Origin of the sequence: Synechococcus sp. CS-205 (genome assembly GCF_025128255.1) — a bacterium.
GTDB lineage: Bacteria > Cyanobacteriota > Cyanobacteriia > PCC-6307 > Cyanobiaceae > Regnicoccus_A.
Window position 1 is genome coordinate 38,425 of sequence record NZ_JAHLZB010000039.1, and the last position, 18,391, is coordinate 56,815.

Annotated in this window: 25 protein-coding genes; 15 read left to right on the forward strand and 10 right to left on the reverse strand. The window is 64.5% G+C overall.

From position 1 onward, the window contains the following. The first annotated feature begins 183 nt into the window (after positions 1-183). The 5 genes from KQ297_RS10130 (at position 184) to KQ297_RS10150 (ending at position 4,177) form a co-directional block, all read left to right on the forward strand. Entirely contained in the window at positions 184-873 is a 690-nt protein-coding gene (locus KQ297_RS10130) for a hypothetical protein (protein WP_259739309.1), read from the forward strand. A gap of 124 nt (positions 874-997) precedes the next feature. Continuing rightward, on the forward strand, positions 998-1,366 hold the full coding sequence (locus tag KQ297_RS10135; protein ID WP_259739310.1) for a hypothetical protein: 369 nt from the start codon (positions 998-1,000) through the stop codon (positions 1,364-1,366). A gap of 4 nt (positions 1,367-1,370) precedes the next feature. Further along, positions 1,371-1,892, forward strand: a complete 522-nt coding sequence (locus KQ297_RS10140; protein ID WP_255142448.1) for a hypothetical protein — start codon at positions 1,371-1,373, stop codon at positions 1,890-1,892. Then, positions 1,889-3,586: a phage terminase large subunit gene (gene terL / locus KQ297_RS10145; protein WP_259739311.1), complete on the forward strand. Its 1,698-nt coding sequence runs from the start codon at positions 1,889-1,891 to the stop codon at positions 3,584-3,586. Before KQ297_RS10140 ends, terL begins: the two co-directional genes overlap by 4 nt. A 33-nt stretch (positions 3,587-3,619) precedes the next feature. Further along, positions 3,620-4,177 (forward strand): sigma-70 family RNA polymerase sigma factor, encoded by a 558-nt coding sequence (locus tag KQ297_RS10150; RefSeq protein ID WP_259739312.1) that lies wholly within the window; start codon positions 3,620-3,622, stop codon positions 4,175-4,177. 57 nt (positions 4,178-4,234) lie between these two features. Here KQ297_RS10150 and KQ297_RS10155 read toward each other — a convergent pair whose 3' ends face one another. The 3 genes from KQ297_RS10155 to KQ297_RS10165 all read right to left on the reverse strand — a co-directional run bounded on the left by KQ297_RS10155 (position 4,235) and on the right by KQ297_RS10165 (position 7,058). After that, positions 4,235-4,786, reverse strand: a complete 552-nt coding sequence (locus tag KQ297_RS10155; RefSeq protein ID WP_259739313.1) for a hypothetical protein — start codon at positions 4,784-4,786, stop codon at positions 4,235-4,237. Between the two features lie 144 nt (positions 4,787-4,930). Further along, on the reverse strand, positions 4,931-5,893 hold the full coding sequence (locus KQ297_RS10160) for a hypothetical protein (RefSeq protein WP_259739314.1): 963 nt from the start codon (positions 5,891-5,893) through the stop codon (positions 4,931-4,933). Positions 5,894-6,104: 211 nt separating this feature from the next. After that, positions 6,105-7,058 (reverse strand): hypothetical protein, encoded by a 954-nt coding sequence (locus KQ297_RS10165; RefSeq protein WP_259739315.1) that lies wholly within the window; start codon positions 7,056-7,058, stop codon positions 6,105-6,107. A 588-nt stretch (positions 7,059-7,646) separates the two neighbouring features. On the opposite strand from KQ297_RS10165, the gene KQ297_RS10170 reads away from it, so the two are divergent. After that, the gene (locus KQ297_RS10170; RefSeq protein ID WP_259739316.1) at positions 7,647-9,095 is read left to right on the forward strand and encodes a DUF4055 domain-containing protein; all 1,449 of its coding nucleotides are present in this window, start codon (positions 7,647-7,649) and stop codon (positions 9,093-9,095) included. Here the strand turns inward: KQ297_RS10170 and KQ297_RS10175 are convergent. After that, positions 9,092-9,958, reverse strand: a complete 867-nt coding sequence (locus KQ297_RS10175) for a DUF429 domain-containing protein (RefSeq protein WP_259739317.1) — start codon at positions 9,956-9,958, stop codon at positions 9,092-9,094. The genes KQ297_RS10170 and KQ297_RS10175 overlap by 4 nt on opposite strands. A gap of 4 nt (positions 9,959-9,962) precedes the next feature. Between KQ297_RS10175 and KQ297_RS10180 the strand changes: the two genes are divergently transcribed. The 4 genes from KQ297_RS10180 (at position 9,963) to KQ297_RS10195 (ending at position 12,478) form a co-directional block, all read left to right on the forward strand. Beyond that, the gene (locus KQ297_RS10180) at positions 9,963-10,475 is read left to right on the forward strand and encodes a hypothetical protein (RefSeq protein WP_259739318.1); all 513 of its coding nucleotides are present in this window, start codon (positions 9,963-9,965) and stop codon (positions 10,473-10,475) included. A gap of 3 nt (positions 10,476-10,478) precedes the next feature. Further along, positions 10,479-11,090, forward strand: coding sequence for a hypothetical protein (locus KQ297_RS10185; protein ID WP_259739319.1), 612 nt, complete (start codon positions 10,479-10,481; stop codon positions 11,088-11,090). Continuing rightward, positions 11,087-11,524: a hypothetical protein gene (locus KQ297_RS10190; RefSeq protein ID WP_259739320.1), complete on the forward strand. Its 438-nt coding sequence runs from the start codon at positions 11,087-11,089 to the stop codon at positions 11,522-11,524. The genes KQ297_RS10185 and KQ297_RS10190 overlap by 4 nt, the downstream gene beginning before the upstream one ends. Before the next feature lie 72 nt (positions 11,525-11,596). Next, positions 11,597-12,478 (forward strand): hypothetical protein, encoded by an 882-nt coding sequence (locus KQ297_RS10195; protein WP_259739321.1) that lies wholly within the window; start codon positions 11,597-11,599, stop codon positions 12,476-12,478. Between the two features lie 44 nt (positions 12,479-12,522). Here the strand turns inward: KQ297_RS10195 and KQ297_RS10200 are convergent, their stop codons facing one another. The 5 genes from KQ297_RS10200 to KQ297_RS10220 form a co-directional block, all read right to left on the reverse strand. Then, entirely contained in the window at positions 12,523-12,738 is a 216-nt protein-coding gene (locus tag KQ297_RS10200; protein ID WP_259739322.1) for a hypothetical protein, read from the reverse strand. A 197-nt stretch (positions 12,739-12,935) separates the two neighbouring features. Continuing rightward, positions 12,936-13,235: a hypothetical protein gene (locus KQ297_RS10205; protein ID WP_255143106.1), complete on the reverse strand. Its 300-nt coding sequence runs from the start codon at positions 13,233-13,235 to the stop codon at positions 12,936-12,938. A gap of 226 nt (positions 13,236-13,461) precedes the next feature. Continuing rightward, positions 13,462-13,653 (reverse strand): hypothetical protein, encoded by a 192-nt coding sequence (locus tag KQ297_RS10210; RefSeq protein WP_259739323.1) that lies wholly within the window; start codon positions 13,651-13,653, stop codon positions 13,462-13,464. A 197-nt stretch (positions 13,654-13,850) separates the two neighbouring features. After that, the gene (locus KQ297_RS10215) at positions 13,851-14,108 is read right to left on the reverse strand and encodes a hypothetical protein (RefSeq protein ID WP_259739324.1); all 258 of its coding nucleotides are present in this window, start codon (positions 14,106-14,108) and stop codon (positions 13,851-13,853) included. A gap of 20 nt (positions 14,109-14,128) precedes the next feature. Continuing rightward, positions 14,129-14,893: a C39 family peptidase gene (locus KQ297_RS10220; RefSeq protein WP_259739325.1), complete on the reverse strand. Its 765-nt coding sequence runs from the start codon at positions 14,891-14,893 to the stop codon at positions 14,129-14,131. Positions 14,894-14,976: 83 nt separating this feature from the next. Here KQ297_RS10220 and KQ297_RS10225 point away from each other — a divergent pair, with 83 nt between their 5' ends. Genes KQ297_RS10225 through KQ297_RS10245 form a run of 5 tightly spaced genes read left to right on the forward strand, consistent with a single transcriptional unit; the run spans position 14,977 to position 17,446 of the window. Then, entirely contained in the window at positions 14,977-15,252 is a 276-nt protein-coding gene (locus tag KQ297_RS10225) for a type II toxin-antitoxin system Phd/YefM family antitoxin (protein ID WP_259739326.1), read from the forward strand. Continuing rightward, entirely contained in the window at positions 15,239-15,508 is a 270-nt protein-coding gene (locus tag KQ297_RS10230; protein WP_259739327.1) for a Txe/YoeB family addiction module toxin, read from the forward strand. The genes KQ297_RS10225 and KQ297_RS10230 overlap by 14 nt, the downstream gene beginning before the upstream one ends. Before the next feature lie 56 nt (positions 15,509-15,564). Further along, positions 15,565-16,488: a major capsid protein gene (locus KQ297_RS10235; protein WP_259739328.1), complete on the forward strand. Its 924-nt coding sequence runs from the start codon at positions 15,565-15,567 to the stop codon at positions 16,486-16,488. Positions 16,489-16,538: 50 nt separating this feature from the next. After that, positions 16,539-16,988 carry a hypothetical protein gene (locus KQ297_RS10240; RefSeq protein WP_259739329.1) on the forward strand — a complete coding sequence of 150 codons (450 nt, stop codon included), beginning with the start codon at positions 16,539-16,541 and terminating at the stop codon, positions 16,986-16,988. Between the two features lie 5 nt (positions 16,989-16,993). After that, the gene (locus tag KQ297_RS10245; protein WP_259739330.1) at positions 16,994-17,446 is read left to right on the forward strand and encodes a hypothetical protein; all 453 of its coding nucleotides are present in this window, start codon (positions 16,994-16,996) and stop codon (positions 17,444-17,446) included. Here KQ297_RS10245 and KQ297_RS10250 read toward each other — a convergent pair. Beyond that, positions 17,376-17,762, reverse strand: coding sequence for an RNA polymerase sigma factor (locus tag KQ297_RS10250; protein WP_259739331.1), 387 nt, complete (start codon positions 17,760-17,762; stop codon positions 17,376-17,378). The two genes, KQ297_RS10245 and KQ297_RS10250, sit on opposite strands and share 71 nt — an antisense overlap. Positions 17,763-18,391: the final 629 nt, after the last annotated feature.

Consider the following 18,391-nt stretch of genomic DNA (forward strand, 5'->3'; position numbering starts at 1 on the left):
GGGAGAGACACCCTCCTACTCACACCCCCCGATTCACCCCATCTCCCTGACTCCCTGCTGCTTGCTAATGCCTTTATTGATAGATGAATGGTTACTCAAGCGGGGGCTGCTCCAGATCTCTGCTGCCGAGCGGGATCTGGGGCGTGACGCGCTCTGTCACGCCGGGTTGCTGGTGCAACGGCCATGCTGACCACCAGCACCTGGCTTGATCCCATCCCCGGCCTGTGGCGGGATGAGGCGGCCCACCGCTACTGGCTGGGCGATCACCTGTTCCCGGTGTCGATCACCGGCGTGCTGGCCCATGGCCTCAGTGCCACGGCCCGCCGGGCGATCGAGGCCACGCGGCCCGTCTGGGAGCCGCGTGGGGTGACGGTGCATGCGGCCCTGGAGCGCTACACCCAGGCCCGCTTCCTGGTGGGCTGTGGCCAGGCCGATGCCCTGCTGGCGGTGGAGGAGCTGCCGGGGCATCACGCCTACCGGGACTGGATCCTGCCGCTGCTGCAGCTGCCGCTCTGGGAGGAGGTGCAGGTGATCGCCAGCGAGCGGCTCAGCTGCTGCCTCAGCCGCAACGTGGCCGGCGCCTTTGACGGCGCTTACATCTCACCGGCCCTCAGCGAGCGCCGGGGCCGCGAGGTGCGGGTGCTCTACGACCTCAAGACCCTCTCCGCCCACGGGAAGCCCTATTCCACTGCCGCCCAGCTGGGGGGCTACATGGTGCTGGAGGCTGCTCAGGGGAACGCCTACGAGCTGGGCCAGACGATCTGGAGCAAGCCGGGCGAGGCGTTCACGAGCACCTTCTACAGCCGTGAGCAGTGCCTGGCGGCCTGGGCCGCCGCCTGGAGCCGCTACTGCCAGGCCCACAGACCCTTCTGAGCCTCAACCAGCACCCATTAGGAATTAACAGCTGTTGTGATTGCGGCTCAAAGAGCAGAGCCCATACAGTGAGCTGATCGCCAGGCTCCATTCCCCTGGCCTGCTTGTTGCTGTGCCGGCCGTCATGACCATCGCCCCTGCCGCCGCTGATGCCGCTGTTCCGGCGGCGGAGCCAATCGAGGCCCTGCTCGATGCCGTCACCGCGCTCAAGGCGCAGCAGAAGCAGCTGGAGCAGGAGCTCGAACCCCTGCTCGAGGCGCTCAGCGCGGCGATGGACGCCGGTGAGCTGGATCCGGCGTTCTCGCACAACGACTGGGCGTTCAGCCACAACCCGGGTCGGCTGAGCTACGACTTCCCCCTGGCTGTGCAGCAGATCGAGCAGCAGCTCAAGGCCGCCCGTGATGCGGCGATCCAGCAGAGCAGCGCCACCGAGAAGCGCGGCAGGCCCTTCTGGACCATCCGAGCGCCCAAGGCACAGGCCCTGCCGCTCTGAGCCGATGCCCCTGCGCTCCCACTGCCAGGTGCCTGCCGATCCGGTGGAGGACCTGCGCTGCGCTGCCAGCGCAGAAGATGACAACGGCCAGCCGCTTTATGAGCCCACCGATCCCGCTCGGCCGATCGGTCATGCCAACCCCCCACGCCGCCCGAAGGGCATGGCGGCCCAACGGCCACCGAGGCCCTCGCGGCTGGAGGTGGAGCGGCGCGTCGCCGAGGCTCAGTTGTGGATCGCCCAGCGGATTCCGCTGGCCCTGATCTACGAAAAAGGTCGTGAAAGCTGGGGGGTGAACAACAGCCAGACCATCAATCGCTATCTGAACCTCGCCCGCGAGCGGATGGTGGAAGAACTCATCTCCGACCGGCGCCGACACCAGGCCGAGCAGATCTTTGCCCTCAACGACTGCGCCCGGCGGGCCATGGACGCCGATCAGTTTTCAGCGGCGGTGGGTGCTTTTCGGGTGATCGCTGAGATTGGTGGATTGCTGCGCGCGCCGATCAAGCCACCGGAGAGCCGGCCTTGAGTTCGCCTGCTGCCACAACTGCTGGCCTGCTGCTCGATCCAGCCACCGACCTCTGGGCCGACTGGGGCCTGCTGGGCGTGCCGGATCCAGATCGGCAGCAGCAGCGCCACCTCCAGCAGGCCTTCCGCGATTTCATCGTGGCCGCTTATCCCGGCTACGCCTTCCACACCTGGGCCGAACGTCTGATCGCCCTGCTGCAGCGTGTGGCCGATGGTGATCTCAACCGCCTGATCGTCTGCTGCCCGCCGCGGCTGGGGAAAAGCCTCCTGGTCTCCAAGCTGTTCCCCGCCTACTGGGTGAGCCGCTACCCGCAGCGCTTCTGCGCCATCGCCTCCTACTCGGCGGAGCTGGCCTATGCCCACAGCCGCGAGGCGCGGCATTACTACCGGGCCTGCGGCCATGCCCTCTCCAGGGACTCCACCGCCGTCGGCAACTGGCTCACCCCTGAGCGCGGCGGCTGCATCGCCGCCGGTGTGCGCGGCCCCTTCACGGGCAAGGGCTACGCGCTCGGGATCATCGATGACCCCTACAAGGGTCCGGAAGACGCCAACTCTGCCGGCCAGCGCCTGAAGCTGATCGAGTGGTTCCAGTCGGTGTGGCTCACCCGCGCCGAACCGGCCCCCGAGGGGCCCTCGCAACGGGGTGTTGCAGGGGCCGCCCAGGTGGTGGTGCTGACCCGCTGGCACCAGGACGACCTGATCGGCTGGCTGCTGGCGCAGGAAGCGGGCGATGCGCCCCAGCACTGGCATGTACTGAATCTGCCGGCCATCGCCGAACCCAAGCAACAGCAACTGGTCTTCCCGGCCAGCTGCAGCCTGGAGCCGGACTGGCGGGAGCCGGGCGAGGCCCTCTGCCCCGAGCGCTTTCCGCCTCAGGAGCTGGAGCAGATCCGCATCCGCGCCGGCAGCTACTGGTGGAACGCCCTCTACCAGCAGCGACCGTCGCCGGCGGAGGGCTTGCTGTTTCAGCGCTCCTGGATCCGTCGCTGCACGGGCACCCCTGCCCCTGCTCCAGGCGGGCGAACCGGTCAGCGGCCCTATGCGGCGGTGGTGCTCAGCTGCGACCTGAGCTTCAAGGGCGGGCAGGAGAACGACTACTGCGGCTTCTGCCTGCTGGGTCTGCTGCCGGACCCGGATTCCCGTCATCCCGTCGCCCAGGCGAAGGCCAGGGGTGAGCACCTGCACCCCACTGCCGCCCGGGTGCGGCCCCCGTCGCAGCCCATGCCATCGATGGCGGCAACGGCCCAAGCCGATCAGCAGGGGGGCTTTGCCCACCGGATCGAGGTGCTCTGGAGCCAGCACCACCGCCTCGATCTGCCGGGTGTCATGAAATTCCTCAGCCAGACCCTGGCATCGCTGGGCCAGGGTCTAAGTCCCGATGCGGTGCTGATCGAGGACGCCGCCAATGGCCCGGCCCTCTGCCAGTTGCTCCGGCGCCAGATCCCTGGTCTGATCGCCGTGCGTCCGCAGGGCAGCAAGGTGAGCCGCGCCCATGCCGTGGCCCCGCTGCTCGAGGCCGGCCAGCTGGCCTTCCGCAGCGGCAACGACGCCCTGATCACCGAGCTGCTGGGCTTCCCCAATGCCGCCCACGACGACCTCGTGGATGCCTTCTGCCAGGGCGTGATCTGGCTGCAGACCCAGCACTGGCGCGGCAGCGGCAAGGCCGCCCCCCGGCCGCTGCTGTTCTCCCGCTGAGGGGCCAGGCCCCGAGCAATACCCCCTCTGACGATGACCACGGACCCACCTACCCACCGCCCCAGGCCCCAGCAGGCCACCGCCCGGGTCGTCGCACCGAGAGGTGCGCCAGGCAAAACACCGCCCAGCAACCGGCGCGGCGCGTTGCGCTCACCCCATGCCGATACGGATGCCCTGGTGGTGGAACACCTGCCCTTTGCGGCGAAAGTGGCGGCCAACTACGCCCGCCGCACCGGCCACCCCAGAGAAGACCTGGAGCAGCTGGCGGCGATCGGTCTGATCAAGGCCTCACGCCGCTACGACAACCAGCGTCCCGGCCGCAGCCCTAATCACTTCATCGCCTACGCCAGGCCCTACGTGAACGGTGAGATCACCCACTACCTGCGCGACAAGGGGTTCTTGATCTCGGTGCCGGGGCGCTGGCGGGAGCTGCATGCGCGAGGGCAGAAGTTGCTGCGGGAGGGAACAGCAGCCCACGAGATTCCAGAGCGGTTGGGCATCACCATCGATCGTTGGGCTGAGATCTGCCAGGCTTGTGCCGTTCGCGTGGTGGCAATGGCGGTGAGTGCTGATGAGGAGTTGGGGGGTTAACGCTGCACCTGAGTGGCAGGCGCCCACGCTGGTGTGAACCAGCGCCTTGTTCGCCGACTACTTGTCCTCTGGAAAGGCGCGGAAATAGTCGGCGCGCAGCTCATCGTGATAACCCCAGCCAATATGAGCAGAAGACCTCATAATGGCTTCCAGTCTCACTTTGAACGCGTCCCGGCTTGAGTCGGGCAAGCTGCAAACCTTTTCGATGGCGCGACGAAACATCAGGTTGAGGGCAGCGTAGAATCCTTCATCGATATCGCCGTAGTCGATCGTCAAGGCGTTTCCTTGCTCCACGAAAAAAGTCATCAGCTCCGCTTCTCCCAATGCGTCGCCGACGGCCTTGCTGTAGTCACTGATGGCTTTTTTGGCCTTTGCAATCTGGATAGGCTTGTTCTTGTGAACATCCGGGTACATGCATTCGTTGATGATTTTCTTGTAGAACTCCAGCGGGTCTTCAACGACCGCTAGCCGAGCATGAAGAAAGGCCTGATTCTCCTTGGAGAGCCGATAAAGGTCTGCGACTAGGTTGACCAGCTGAGGTGAGTCCAGCTTTGTAACCTTGCTCTTGACGTCTGACCAGGACGCCCCAGCCTTGTTCACTTTCTTCATGGGCTATGCCTCTCTTTTCTGTCTACTATCAACGCTGCCGTCAGCGGGCCGCAGTTCCCCTCTCAGTTAATCAGCATATTCCTTAGTGGCGGCTCTGCTGAATGGCCGTGTTAGCCCCTCGGACCTAGATATTCACTTCTATCTTCACATGCCCATCCCAAAGAGGCTCATGACTTCCGAGTGGATATGCCGAGCAACTCTATAATATGCTGAGTTTCGCAGATGAAGCTCATTGACCCAATCCTGTTTGGAATCAATTAATCCGCGAAGATCAACATATTTAAAAGATGGCTTTTCGGCTGCAACTGCCTGAAGAGTTTCATTATACATGTCGATAACTCGAAAAACGATGTCTTGTTGCTCGGTTTGATCAATAATGCCTTTTTCGGTAAGCGCTGGCCTAAGCCATGGTCCAACGAAGCGTAGCGGTCCAGCATTAATTACAGCTTTTCCTGTTGGCATGGTGTAACCATAGCCGTGCATCATTATTACTGTTGTAGGCGAAACACTCGAGACCTTATCAACTAGATCAATCAAGTATTTCTTGAAGATCTGACTAATTACTATTTCTGCGTGTGATTCGCGAAATGGGGGTAGACCCGAATCTTTATGATTCAGAAATTGAGCGAACCCATCGCCTGCTACATCATTTCCTCCCGCCGAAAAAAAGAAAATCTTGTGTTTAGTCGATTCAAGGCGTTTGAGGACTTCGGTGAGACTTGGAGATAATCGAGCATAAGTCAATGTATCGTACTTAGAGCCATAAATCATATTCTCCAGGGTGTCTCCCGCCTTTGCGTAGTTTTTGTCAAAGACATAACCCAATGCACGCAACTGATCGATAACATCAATTCCAGGAAAATAATCAAACCAGGAATCGCCTTCCGCAATGACTGGGCCAAGTCTCGCGCCTTCCGAGCTCAGCTCAAGCCGAGGAAGATCCGCTTGCTCAGGCACTTCAGCCCACATACTGAGGGGACTATTTCTCATCGAATCAATTCCTGCTACTCTAAGTAGAGATGATCTTTGATTCTGAAGAGCTCTCTCTTTAAATGCGGCAACTTGATCTGGAGTTAATTCGTCAAGAAGCTGTGGGTTAGTAGACATACTTGGATTCCTCTTGCTCATAAACTACGACAAACCTCTCTATGCCCGTAACTAGCTGGAAATACTTTGTAATTCTCGTTGAACCGGTGGTGGCGGTGGAGCTAACGCACATCATCACCCGCCTGCAAAAATCATAGCCGCCTTGCCGACCCCCTTCGCCGGGTCGGGTGAACGATGATGTTGGACCTCTGCCGCCACGCTATCTAAGAAACTAAGAATGAAACACACTGCGTACTCTTTCCTTCCATGAAGCGATGGCTGGTCGAACTCTGATTCTTACGAAACTTCTCCACCTTGCCAGCCGCTTCAGATAGTTAATCCACAGCACCCGACGGAAATCCCACCAGTTCATCGGGAAACGTCGACTTACAGGCTTGAACTGGAAATCAGGAATATATTCAAGATTAAGCGTGCTAATCTCGGAGTATCTTAAGGTGAAATAGTTTCCCTCTATCCAGTAATAGCGCTTATCTGCTCGTAGATAGTAATCAGATGGCAATCGAGTTCGCCGAGGTTTTCGATCATCATCAAGTCTCCTTCGGTGCGCACCTTCTATGATAATGCGATCAAGCTCACCATTAGAGCGGCATACCCAATCAACTATTAGACCTCGGTATAGGTATGAGCCCTCTTCGTGCCTTACGACTGCCGTGGCAAATACTCCGTAGACAGGCCTTCCACCAAATTCCTGTGCAAGCTCGCTAAAGCATGAAAGCCTGCCAGACAATAGGTAGCTCCAGTGATTTCGGAGTCTCAGTAGAGGTATAATTCCGTCAAGCCCAAACCATACAACAACCGAATGAAAAAGAAACCCTGAGGCCGCAGCACCAAAATAAAGCGTTAAAAAGTATATTGCCAGCAGCTGGCTCGACTTGGCTGCAGATTGAATAGCATTCGCAAAGAGACTAGCCTTCTCCTCGCTGTATCCAGTAAGGAAAACCAGCACTGACTGAAAATCGATGGTATACCCAACCTTGGAGGCAAGGCCAATCCAGGCAGAATGGAGCACAATAGATACAATTAAAGCTCCGGCAATATCCCTCGCAAGCGAGTCGCCGCCATCAGGGCTTATCCAGCTTCTTATTCCGTTCTGATATGCACTTAAGAAAATCAAGCCTGGCAGCAAAAGCGCAAATATAATAACTGCGCTAAATGCGATATTCACTCAGAACTACTTGCCGCTCAGGATTTCAAATATATTTCGCCTTCTTCTACAGCTCCTTGTGGTTTTGGGTGAAGGGCGAGTTGCCGAAAATCTAGTTACAACGACATTCTGATCATTGCCCAAGTCGATAATTGCATTACTTGTATGATCTGACTCGGAGAATCCCATCATAAACTTTTTGCGCATCTCCGGATCACAGAAGATAGTTCGCAGCTCTGGCGAAACAGTGCCTTTCATGCAAGTTTCATTATTTTCGGCAACTATAGCACATAATTGATGGCTTGGCAACAGTCAATGAATTGATGACACATAGCTTAGGGGTAGGTACAACTTATTCTTCGGTGGTTTCCGTGAACCACTCCGAGGGGTAAATCTCTTTCCGATATCCAGCCGCAAATCATGGGCTGAACGGGTTGAGCCGGTTGTGATTGCAGTGGTTTTCAGCTGATCCCCTCAAACCGTAGGTGGTGTTCGCGGGTCTGAGAACCACCCGGACTCAGGTCCTTAGGTCTTGCCGCCTTTCTGATCGGGACCAGTGGCACTGCATGGTGCGCTTCACCGGCAATAGCCAACAGCCGCTGATCGGGCTTGTCCCAGCTCTCCTCGGATCCCCTCTCCTGGCCGCTTCACCCCACCCTGGCGGCTCTGCTGCCCCGCCTGCAGCTGGTGCAGGACTGCTGGCACCTGCTCGCCGGCCCCACCGGGGCAGGCCGCAAGGAGCATTACCTGCCCCGCGGCGAGCGGGAGCCTGAGTCCGCCTACCGACGCCGGGTCGACGCTGCCCTGCCCTCGGGTTTCTTCCGCGACGCCCTGCGCACCTTTGCCGGGATGCTGGCTTCCAGTCACTGGCGCGAGCTGCCGACCTCGCTGCAGGAGGTGATCAGTGACGTGGACGGGTGCGGCACCGACCTGGGAGTGTTCCTGGAAGCCGCCGATCTGCTGGTGCTGCGCGATGGGGCGGCCCTGGTGGCGGTGATCCCACCGGCCCACCTCTGGCCCAGCGAAGGGGACCGGCAGCAGGCCTTGCGAAATGGCGATCGCCTGTCGTTGCCGCGGCTGTTGCTGCTTGAGCGGGGAGACGTTCTTCACTGGCACCTCCCTGGCAACCATGCGCTGCCGGATGCGATCACCTGGCGGGAGCGGCGCCCCAATACCATCACCCTGGCTTCTGAGGGCGCCCCACCGCAGGATCCCCCGCCCCACCGCTGGCAGTACCTGACGGCCTCACTTGTTACCGATGGCCCCGGGGGGCCTGGCATGACCCTGACGACCGAGACCCTGGTGGTCGATCCCCAGGCGCCATCGGGCTGGCGCAAGCAGCGCCTGGATCAGCGCCACTACCGCGGCATCAGCCAACTCCCCGCCATCTGGTACGCCAGCCATGGCGCGCCCTTCGGGGAAGGGGAGCTGCCCCACTTGGGCCTGGCACACCAATACCTCAACCACTTCCGCTGTCAGAGCGACTACCAGGAGCTGCTCTACCGAACAGCCCTACCGGTGGGAGTGCGCACCGGTGTGGCAGGTCCGATAGGGACGGGACAGCCGAGTGAACCGGTGGTGCTGGGGCCCAACACCGTGATCGACCTGCCGGAGGGTGCCAGCTTCCAGTTCGTGGAGATCCAGGCCCGCTCGTTGGCCGAGCACCGGGCCTGGCTGGAGTCGCTCGATCGGGGCATGCGCCGCGATGCCCTGATCCCGGCTGCCGCCCAGGGAGCACCGCGCACGGCGATGGAGATCTCGATGGCGGCCTCCCAGGCCTATGCCCTGCTGCAGAGCCAGGCGATCCAGAAAGCCTCGATGTTCTCGTCGCTGCTGCAGCACTGGTGCGCCATCACCGGTGAACCGCTGCCGCAGCAGGGCGGTCCCGATGGCACGGGGCCAGCACTGGTGGTGGAGATCAGCCCGCTCGCACCGGCACCCAAACCCCAGCCCACCGTGACGGAGATGCTGCAGCTGCACGAGAGGGGCATCGTCAGCGACGCCGCCCTGCAGCAATGGCTGGGGGATCTGGCCGGTGTGGCACCAGCCCCCACCTAACCCGGCGAATCCTTCCATGAGCGGAAGGCCTGTTCAGGGCACCGGATTGCGGCAATGGAATCGCCCAGGCCCCGCGTGCGGCCCTGTAGGTGCTCCATCCCCACCCAGGCGCAGACCAGTGCATCGAGGCTGTCTTCCAGCGGCTTGAGGGCAGCAAGTGCGGACACCTGCTCAGGCTCCGGCAGAGGTAGGGCAATGGCCCCGATGTGCTGATTCAGGGCGGTTCGGATCTGCCGGAACTCCACCAGTAGCCGGCGGATCCTCTCGGAAACCGGCAAGTGCTCAGCCTTCCAGTACAGAAGCGAGCGGCTGACCTTGTAGGGAACCCGGTAGTCGCGCGCCAGCAGCACCAGCAGGGCGACATGGGGATAGACCTCGATCACCCCGCGAGGCCCAGGGCAATCTGTGGCGGTGTGCAGGGGGTAGCCCCTGCTCTGCAGCTCCTGACGGATCCGGTCAGCGATGGCTCCTGGCCGTAGAGCCGTTGGGCTATGGACGGCGCAGCCCCGGTTGCCGAACAACCGCGACACCTCGCGATCGGCCGCACGTCGCTTGGCGATCGGCTCGGTGGAAAGCGGCATGTCGAAGGCGATCAGATCCACCGGCCGACCGCCAAGGCGTTCAGCGGCGTCCAGCAGTGCATCGATCTCTGGCCTGCTGCCCTGCGGCCGTGCCGCCCAGTCCACAGGGGTGCCATGGGCCAGGTTGATGAAGCCCTGGTAGCTGGGAGCCAGGGCCACACACGACCATGCATCTCCGTGCTGCTGCACCAGGGCCACACCACTGGGCTGATGCGCCGTCCAGGCCGCATCGAACCCCAGCACCAGGCCCCCGGCAACAGGAGTTGTCCTCTCGATCGCCACCGCCGTGCCGGATTCACAAACCCTGGCTGCAATCTGGCAACCCAGCGATCAAGAGTCGATCCGGCAGGCTCTGGCCCTACCGGCCACGGTGCCCTGCCTCGATGCCATCGGCCGGGCGATGGCGGATCTGGAGCGCCACCACCCCGCCGGCGTGCTCTGCGCCCGCGCCCTGCTCGATGCAGTGGCCCTGATCGATCAGCAACTGCTAGCGGCCGGCCCCGAGCAGGAGCAGGCGATCGAGAAGCACTCCCATTCCGGACCAATCGCCGGCTCAGTGGCAGCCGCTGGGGATGCCCCGCTGCAGAAAGCCGACGTGATCGCCTACGACACCGCTCTGTTGCGCCAGGAGAGCGAAACCGTCTACGCCAATCCCCGCTCCAGCTCGGCGGCCCTGCTCAGCCAGCGACGACGCTACTCCGAGCAGCTCCTGCTGCTCCTGCCAGCGTTGGCCAGCTGGGTTCAGTTCAGAGCTGCCGCCGCCGGGACGCTGGGCAGCACGGCTCTGCTGCGGGGTTGAGCGATGGCAATGATCAGCCCGCGCCATTGCACCAGCAGCCAGCACCAGCGCAATGCAGCTCTGTGGGGCCCCACCCCCCTGCAGCCCTTCGCCAATGCCCGTCTGCTGCTGGCCGAAAACGCCATCCTTGGCGACACCAGCTCCGCGGTGGTGGCCAGCCACGTGCTCGAGTGCCTCCTCGAGCGCGCCAACTACATCTCCGCCAAGGAGAACGGCCCCGGCGTGGACACCGGAGACTTCACCTACAACGGCACCCTCTGCCGCAGCGCCCGCCTGCCGCCCAACCCCGGTGCCCTCTGGCTGAGCAGCGATCTGGTCTGGCAGCAACACGGCCGGCGGGTGGCCTCCGGCGGCATCACCGTGGTGGCCCCCTGCGAGGGCTGGATCTGGCTGGGGAACCTGTCGCTGCTCAACCCCGCCGGTGATGCCGATGTGGATCCCTACGCCCAGGACACAGAGTTCTCGGTGCTGGAGTTCGGCGCCAACTACGGCTCCGGCGGCATCGGCGCCCTGGTTCAGCCCCTGATCGGTGAGCGAGTGTTTGGAACCCTCAAGCCCAATCGAACCAACGGCGCCGCTCTGAATAGCTTGGGACCACTGATGCAGTCCCCATGAAAGAACTCTGGTTGTCTCTGGGGGCTTTCAGCCTGGCGCTGATGCCGGCAGCTGTCTCTGCGGTCCCAGCCGTGGGCACTTTTGCCTTCTCTGACACGGGGATCATGGGCTGCAGTGGTGCCGCCTCAAGTCGAGGCAGCAAAGGCTGGGAGGGACCGTTGTATGCCGCCTGGGATTTCAACGGCTCGATGGTGCTGAAACTCGATGACCAGTTGCGCTCGATCGCCTATACCCGCTCGGATCCGATTGAGGGGGCTCCTGCAGGCACTCCCAGCGTCTACAGCGGCAGGGCAGGCAACTACCAGGTGGATCTGACCTTCACAACCAAGCGCACGGGCTACGAGACCTCGGGTGGGAACGGTGCTCTCCGTATCCACTCCGGTCAGCCAGGGGACTCTGTGAGCATCCCTGTCTATGTGGCTCAGGGCTGCTGATTGAGCTCCTCGGCAACAGGGAACAGGCAGCGCCGCGACGGGCTGCCGATCCACTGACAGCCGCGACGGGTCATGGCCACCAGCACCAGCAGCACCAGCACCGATCAGGTCGCACCGAGAGGTGCGCCCAGCAAGACGGACCAGCTCGAGCCGCGCTCCTACAGCGACGACCCCCAGGACGGGGGCGATGCTGATGCACGGGCCGGCAGCTGCGAGACCTTCGCCACAGAGTCCGGCGATCCGTCTCCCAGCGGTATCGATCCGGCCCCCCAGGGGAAAGACGGCCTCAGCGAGGCCCTCAAGGCCGAACGCCGCCGCACCAACCAGCTGGAGAAAGAACTGCGCGGTCTGCGCCAGCAGCTGACCCGCTTCTCGGAGATCAACCCGGAGGAATACTCCCGCCTCCAGGAGGCCGAACGCCAGAAGCAGCTGCTGGAGCAACAGGTGGAGCTGCGCGAGCGGCAGATGGAGGAGGCCTCCGCCAAGAAGGTGGCGGCTGTGGCCGCTGAGCGCGATGCGGCCTCCACCCTGGTGCTGCAGCTCCGCAAGGAACGGCTGCTGGAGCGCGCCTTCTCAGAAGCCGAGGGCCGCAATGGCGGTGACAGCCGCGGCACGTTCTTTGATGTGTTCAAGGGCCAGCTGGGCGAGAGCTTCCGCCTCAGCAGCGACAAGGACGGCACCGACGTGCTCGAACCGCTCGACGGCCAGGGCCAGCCGCTGCTGGGGGATGACGGCCGGCCGCTGAGCACCGCCGAGTTCCTCGATCAGCTGCGCATCCATCCCGTCTACGGCTTCCTGTTTCAGCAGCGCGGGGCGATGGGGGCCGCCAGCGCCCTGACGGCAGCCCCTGCCACGGCCAGTGGCTTCGGGGAAGTGCTCAACCCCCATGCCATGAGTGCCAGTGAGCTCTACCGGGCTGGCTTCGTGACCAGCGGCCGCGGCTCCCACCGCTGAGCAGCAGAAAGGCCCGGCAGCGCCGGGCCAGAAAGGCCGCCGCCTCAGAGCACCGAGACGGTGCCGAGGCGCTTGGCCGCCAGCTTGCGCGCCAGCGCATGGGCCCGCTCAGCCGGCATGTAGCGGGGCTTTTTGACCGGGCGACCGCGACGGCCATAGAAGACCGTGAGCCTCTCGGCACCGGCGACCTTGAGGCCAGCGGGATAGATGTGCACCACCAGCTGGCGGATCGGGCAGGCCAGGGGAGCAGAGGAGGCCATGGGAAGGAGGCGAGGAACGCCCGCCCCATCGCCCCGGCCGGTGCGGCCTGGCAAGGGCCGCACAGCGGCTCGTGAAACCCTCGCCAGACCGCGCCGAGCCTGGCGTCCGCCAGGCGGGCCGGGGCAGTGCTGGTGATTCATCGCCGATCCCATGGCCGAGCGACTTGCAGGACCCGAACCACCTGTGGCGGCCACGATCAGACACCCACAGCTGTGGCCTCCGCTGCCATCGCGGCCTGGACCCGCTCCACCTCGGCCTCGTGGGCGGCCTCGATCGCCGCATCGATCTCGCCGGTGCGGGAGAGGAACTGCTCGATCGCCGGGAGCAGCTCCTCCTCCAGCAGGGTGATTTCCTCTTCTCCGTAGGGGTGATCGATCCAGAAGCGGTGGATGGGTTTGCCCTGGTGGCTGCTCAGGATCCAGAGCAGGGCCCTGTGGCAGGACTCGACCAGGGCCACGGGATCTTCTCGGGTGAGCCGAGCGAGAGAGGGGGACATGGGAACAGGCGCCTGTGGCGCTGTGACGGGACGCCCGATGCACCGCCGGGAAGGCAAGGGGCGGCGACCGCGCAGCGGCCTCGCCGCCTTGCGCAGCCCTTGCCCCCGGCGGACCATGAAGAAGCCCGGCACGACCCTTTGCGGGGAACCCGCGCTGGATCGGACAACCCCCGAGGGCAACAAAAAATGCCCGGCCGCAGCCGGGCCGGACCCTCGGACCTGGCCCTCAGAGCCTGGGCTCAATCTCAGCTGCCCAGCTGGGCAGATCAGCAGGATCGATCCGCTCGAACAGGATCTGGTGGCAGAGCCTCAGCAGCCGGTGGCGCTGCGGATAGGTGCTGAGGCAGCGGATGCTGATCTGCTCCAGTGACTCAGAGCTATGGAGCTGAAGTGAGCTGTGCCATGATGAGGAAGCCATGGCAGGCGTAGCGAAGACCCCGAAGCAGGCCGGGTGGGGTCAAGGGGCAGCCACGACCAACAAGCGAGGCGGAGCCGAGCCAACGCCACACGTCCGGCTGCCTCGCATCAGCCCTTGAGGCCGCCAGGACCACGAGGAGGGCTGCGCGCAGCCGATCTACAGAGAGCCGGTGGAGCAGGTCGACAGGCCATTCCGCGTCAGCCATCCGGATCCTTTCGGCGACCAGCCGCCAGGCTGCTGCCCCCCAGCAGCGCCAGAGCTGTGCCCAGTGCCGTCTCGAACGTGCGCTGCAGGGTTTCGGGGTAGCTGGCGCAGGCCGCTCGCTGCAGCTTCTGCTGGCCCAGGTGGAAGCAGACGCCCAGGCCGGCGGCATAGAGCGAGAACTGGGCGATGAAGATACCGGCCACGGCCCACAGCAGGAACTTTTCCCGATCAAAGCCCGCCGGACCCGCCATGGCTCCCTGAAGGCCTCCCCTCAGGGATGGCAGGTGAGCAGCCAGCCGGTGCCGGGACCATCGGCTTCCCAGCGAGGCCGCCAGTTCTTCCAGCTGTAGTGCTGGCCCGCCCCATTGGTGTTGGCGGTGTAGCCGCCATGCACCAGATCGGCCTCACCATTGGGGTCGTTGTGGATGGCATGGGTGTCGGTGAAACCGATCACCACGCTCCAGTGGCCGCCGCCAGAGGGGCCCGAGGCGGGGCCGTGATGCAGCCAGCCCACCGCCACCGGCCGGCCGGCGCTGATCTCGGACTCCAGATCGCTACGGGTGCCGTTGGTGGTGAAGTTGGCCGTCAGCCCCAGCGAGCGAAGAGCCGACAGCTGTGCTTCCGCGGAGGTGGTGTCGCCGTAGCGGGCGCGGATGAGGTTGTACTCATCGTCCGAGCCGACCTTGCCCCAGAAGCGGGCGAGCATGGCGCAGCTGCTGGAGAAACACTCGCGGTAGCCAGTGCCGCTGGCGTTGTCGTTCTGGTTCTCCCAGGCCACCGGCAGAGGATTGGCATGGGCCGGGGCCGACGGAGCTGGTGGAGCAGAGGAGAAGGTCTGTCGCCAGGGGGCGGCCTCCGTGAGGATCGCGGGGTCGGCGGCTATGACCACAAGGCGCAACTGCTCGATGCCATCGAGCTGCTGGGGCTCCGCCTTCCAGTGGTCCCAGAACTGCTGCCAGCGTTCAGGATTGAACGGTGGCTGGGCCGCAGGGGTGGTGGCTGCGGCGGCAGCTTCGGTGGCAGAGGTTGTGGACATGGCAGCAGGGCTCTCCCCTGCTCTTGCCGTGCACAGCCAAGCCAGCAGTCCTATCCTGTTGTACAGGGAGTTGGACGACTCAGATGCAGGTGGTCAGCTTTTCGGAAGCCCGCGAGAGCTTCAAGGCCGTGCTCGATCGCGTCGAGGCGGACGCCGATGTCACCCTGATCACGCGGCGCCACGCCCAGGGCGCCGTGGTGATGTCGCTCGATACCTACAACAGCCTGATGGAAACGGTGCATCTGCTGCGCTCTCCGGCTAACGCCGCCCACCTGCAGCGGTCCTTGGAGCAAGCCGAACGCGGCGAGCTGCTCGAACACCCCCTGATCGACGCTGATCAGCTCGATGCCGGCCGCTGAGCGGGTGGCGTGGACTCCCACTGCCTGGGAGGACTACCTCTATTGGCAGGGCCAGGAGCGCAAACAGTTGCGGCGGATCAACCAGCTGATCCAGGCCTGCCTGCGCGACACCTTCGTGGGGATCGGCAAGCCGGAACCGCTGCGCGAGAACCTCTCGGGTTGCTGGTCACGCCGCATCGATGACGAGCATCGGCTGGTGTATCGCCTGGAAGCGAATGTGCTGGTGATCCTGGCCTGCCGCTACCGCTACCGCTGAAACGGGAAGCTCGGCAATAGCCCGTGAACTCCCTGGGGCCTGGCCCCACCCCTGTCATGGGCCTCACCCTGATCGAGGCAGCCAAGTACGAAACCCGCCTCGAGCACCTCGCCGTGCTCAAGACCTTCTCGGAGGGGGAACTGCTGGCCCGGCTGCCATTTCTGAACATCAACGGCAGCGGCCTGTTCTATGCCGCCGAACAGGAACTGCCCGCGGTGGGCTTCCGGGCGGTGAACGAGGGCTACAGCCAGAGCTACGGCGTGATCGACCAGCGCGCTGAGGCCGTGCACCTCTTTGGCGGTGATGTGGATGTGGACCGCTCGATCGTGGACCTGATGGGCCCGGAGGCCCGGGCCAGCCAGATCGAGATGAAGATCCGCTCGATGCGGCTGACGCTGGAGGCGACGATCGTCAACGGTGACGCCAGTGCCGATGCGCGGGCCTTTGACGGCCTGGCCAAGCGGCTGCCGGCCGGCAGCGAGCTGGCGATCGACAACGGCAACCAGCCGCTGGCCTTTGATCCGCTCGATGAGCTGATCGATGCCGTCGACGGCATGGGCCGGCCCAAGCTGCTGCTGATGGGCCGCGCCATGCGCCGCCAGCTCAATGCCCTGGCCCGCAGCAGCAACTGCTGCTCCTACGTGGCCGAGACCAATGCCCTGGGCATGACGGTGCACCGCTACCAGGACTGCGAGATCCTCACCGTCGACCGCGATGCCCAGGGCCGTGAAGTGCTCGGGTATGGCGAGGCCGGCGGCACCAGCTCGATCTACTGCCTCGCCCTGGGCGATCAGGGGGTGACCGGCCTGCAGGGACCCTTCCAGGGCCGCTACGGCATCTCGGTGCGGGACCTGGGCGAAGTGCCCGATGCGCCGGTGTTCCGCACCCGCGTCGATTGGTACGTGGGTTTTGCGGTGCTGCACCCCCGCGCCGCCGGCCGCCTGCATGCGATCACTCCGCCGGTGATCACCACGCCCTGATCGCAAACCCCTGAGCCACCAGCCCTGATCCCGATCACCGGAGCCTCCCCATGCCCTCCATTCCCCAGGCCCATCGCAGCAACCCGCTGATCGATGCGGAGACCACCCTGGTGGGCGCCATCGCCCACGGCGCCCTGCGCCCCGCCCCCAAGAAGTTCGTTAGTGGTGAGGTGGTGCGGCTGAACACCAAGCTCGATGCGGCCGCCCGGTTCACGCTGGTGGCCAGCCATTCGAACCACACCGCCGCGGTGACGGTGGACCTGCAGCTGGCACCGCTGCTCAAGGACGGCGCCACCGGCAGCTTTGTGAGTGCGGTGAAGGTGTCGCTGCCGGCAGAAGGCGGCCGGGTGGAGGCCTATCTCAGCGGCCACGACATCAGCATCGCCGCCGGCGATCAGGCGCGGGTGCAGTGGCCGTGCGTGTGTTTCGCCAAGGCCGTGGTGACCCCGTCCACCCCGGCCGACCTGCACGTGGGCCTCACTGCCACCATCCCCGCCTGAGCGCCATGACCACAACACCAACAGCCAGCGCCACGCCGATCGATCCCCGCACCGGCTGGGTGCTGCTGCACAACGGCGACCAGGAGATCTATGCCTGGGCCGTGCATGCCGACGGCTGGCAGGCGCTGGGCTGGACCGTCGGCCCGGCACCGGCACCGGCACCTGCCCCCGAACCAGAACCGGAGCAACCGGCCGAGCCGGAAGCTCCAATCGAGGAGCTCCCGGCCGAACCAGCAGACGATGGCGCCGCATGGCTGCCGGTCAGCGAAGCCGATGCCGACAGCAGCTCTGTGGACTTTGCGGCGATGACCAAGGCCGAGATCATCGAGACCTGCTCCAGCAGCTACGGCGTGCTGCTGGATGCCAGCCTCACCAAGAGCGCCCTGATCAGCGAGGCCGAGGCCCTGGCCGCTGCTGCACCCCTACCGGATGCGCTGATGGATGACCTAATGACTTGAGCTGCTGGCGCAGGGTGGCGAGGGCCTTCTTCTGGGCCCGCTGCACCGCCATCGGGCTGATCTGCAGCTGCGCCACGGCGGCTCGCAGGGACAGCCCCTGGAGGACGGTGAGCCGCAGGGCCGTGGCCTGGGCTGCCGGGAGCTGCTCCACCAGCTGCTCCAGGGCCGGCCCGGCGAGGGAAGGATCCAGCGAGGGCGCGGCTGCGGGAGCGGCCAGCTGATCGAGCAGGGAAGACTCACCTGCAGCGGGAGCATCGAGGCTGGTGTGGCCGAGCGGGCAGGTGCCCTTCTCGTGCTCGCGGCGGGAGATGCGCACCAGACGGACGCGATCACGCAGTGGTGCTGCAGGGCCCCGGCGATGCAGCGGCGCAGATAAGGCCCGGCGGGCTCGCCTTCTCGGCAGCGGGGAGCTGAGCGGACCAGGGCCTCCCGGGCCACCTGGATCAGATCCTCCCGCTCCACCAGCGGGAACAGGCGCCGGGCGGTGGCGGAAGCCAGGGCATCGGCGAGCGGCAGGTGCTCCAGCACCAGAGCATGGCGGGCCCGCAGGGCAGAACGGCTGAGAGCCGGGGACTGCTCCTGGCGGCGGCGGAGGGAGGAAGCGGGGGAAGCCATCGGCAGGACGGCGGAGAACCCCACCCCCACCGGCCGGCCGCAACGCCGCGACAAGGACGCCCCGAGGCAGAGCCTCCAGGGGCGCATGGCCCGATCCTTGACGCGGCGCGAGGGACTGGCCGAGGGATGCGGTGGGTGTGCGCCCGGCCTGGCGGCGACTCGACACCCCACTCAGCAACCAGGGCAGGACCCCAGGGTTGCCTGAAAGTCACTCCAACCTCGCTCCCGCGAGCTGAACCCCGCCCAACGCCAGCATCCCTCTGATGTCGTAAGCCAGTTCCCGGAGCCCCCGTCGGATCGAGCGGTAGCCGCCGCGCCGCAGCAGGTTCA

What these genes read in the sequence shown, in the direction of transcription:
- KQ297_RS10130 (WP_259739309.1), top strand. Translation starts at nt 184, where the DNA reads ATGCTGACCACCAGCACCTGGCTTGATCCCATCCCCGGCCTGTGGCGG.
- KQ297_RS10135 (WP_259739310.1), top strand. Translation starts at nt 998, where the DNA reads ATGACCATCGCCCCTGCCGCCGCTGATGCCGCTGTTCCGGCGGCGGAG.
- KQ297_RS10140 (WP_255142448.1), top strand. Translation starts at nt 1,371, where the DNA reads ATGCCCCTGCGCTCCCACTGCCAGGTGCCTGCCGATCCGGTGGAGGAC.
- KQ297_RS10150 (WP_259739312.1), top strand. Translation starts at nt 3,620, where the DNA reads ATGACCACGGACCCACCTACCCACCGCCCCAGGCCCCAGCAGGCCACC.
- KQ297_RS10155 (WP_259739313.1), bottom strand. Translation starts at nt 4,786, where the DNA reads ATGAAGAAAGTGAACAAGGCTGGGGCGTCCTGGTCAGACGTCAAGAGC.
- KQ297_RS10160 (WP_259739314.1), bottom strand. Translation starts at nt 5,893, where the DNA reads ATGTCTACTAACCCACAGCTTCTTGACGAATTAACTCCAGATCAAGTT.
- KQ297_RS10185 (WP_259739319.1), top strand. Translation starts at nt 10,479, where the DNA reads ATGGCAATGATCAGCCCGCGCCATTGCACCAGCAGCCAGCACCAGCGC.
- KQ297_RS10190 (WP_259739320.1), top strand. Translation starts at nt 11,087, where the DNA reads ATGAAAGAACTCTGGTTGTCTCTGGGGGCTTTCAGCCTGGCGCTGATG.
- KQ297_RS10195 (WP_259739321.1), top strand. Translation starts at nt 11,597, where the DNA reads ATGGCCACCAGCACCAGCAGCACCAGCACCGATCAGGTCGCACCGAGA.
- KQ297_RS10200 (WP_259739322.1), bottom strand. Translation starts at nt 12,738, where the DNA reads ATGGCCTCCTCTGCTCCCCTGGCCTGCCCGATCCGCCAGCTGGTGGTG.
- KQ297_RS10205 (WP_255143106.1), bottom strand. Translation starts at nt 13,235, where the DNA reads ATGTCCCCCTCTCTCGCTCGGCTCACCCGAGAAGATCCCGTGGCCCTG.
- KQ297_RS10210 (WP_259739323.1), bottom strand. Translation starts at nt 13,653, where the DNA reads ATGGCTTCCTCATCATGGCACAGCTCACTTCAGCTCCATAGCTCTGAG.
- KQ297_RS10215 (WP_259739324.1), bottom strand. Translation starts at nt 14,108, where the DNA reads ATGGCGGGTCCGGCGGGCTTTGATCGGGAAAAGTTCCTGCTGTGGGCC.
- KQ297_RS10220 (WP_259739325.1), bottom strand. Translation starts at nt 14,893, where the DNA reads ATGTCCACAACCTCTGCCACCGAAGCTGCCGCCGCAGCCACCACCCCT.
- KQ297_RS10225 (WP_259739326.1), top strand. Translation starts at nt 14,977, where the DNA reads ATGCAGGTGGTCAGCTTTTCGGAAGCCCGCGAGAGCTTCAAGGCCGTG.
- KQ297_RS10230 (WP_259739327.1), top strand. Translation starts at nt 15,239, where the DNA reads ATGCCGGCCGCTGAGCGGGTGGCGTGGACTCCCACTGCCTGGGAGGAC.
- KQ297_RS10235 (WP_259739328.1), top strand. Translation starts at nt 15,565, where the DNA reads ATGGGCCTCACCCTGATCGAGGCAGCCAAGTACGAAACCCGCCTCGAG.
- KQ297_RS10240 (WP_259739329.1), top strand. Translation starts at nt 16,539, where the DNA reads ATGCCCTCCATTCCCCAGGCCCATCGCAGCAACCCGCTGATCGATGCG.
- KQ297_RS10245 (WP_259739330.1), top strand. Translation starts at nt 16,994, where the DNA reads ATGACCACAACACCAACAGCCAGCGCCACGCCGATCGATCCCCGCACC.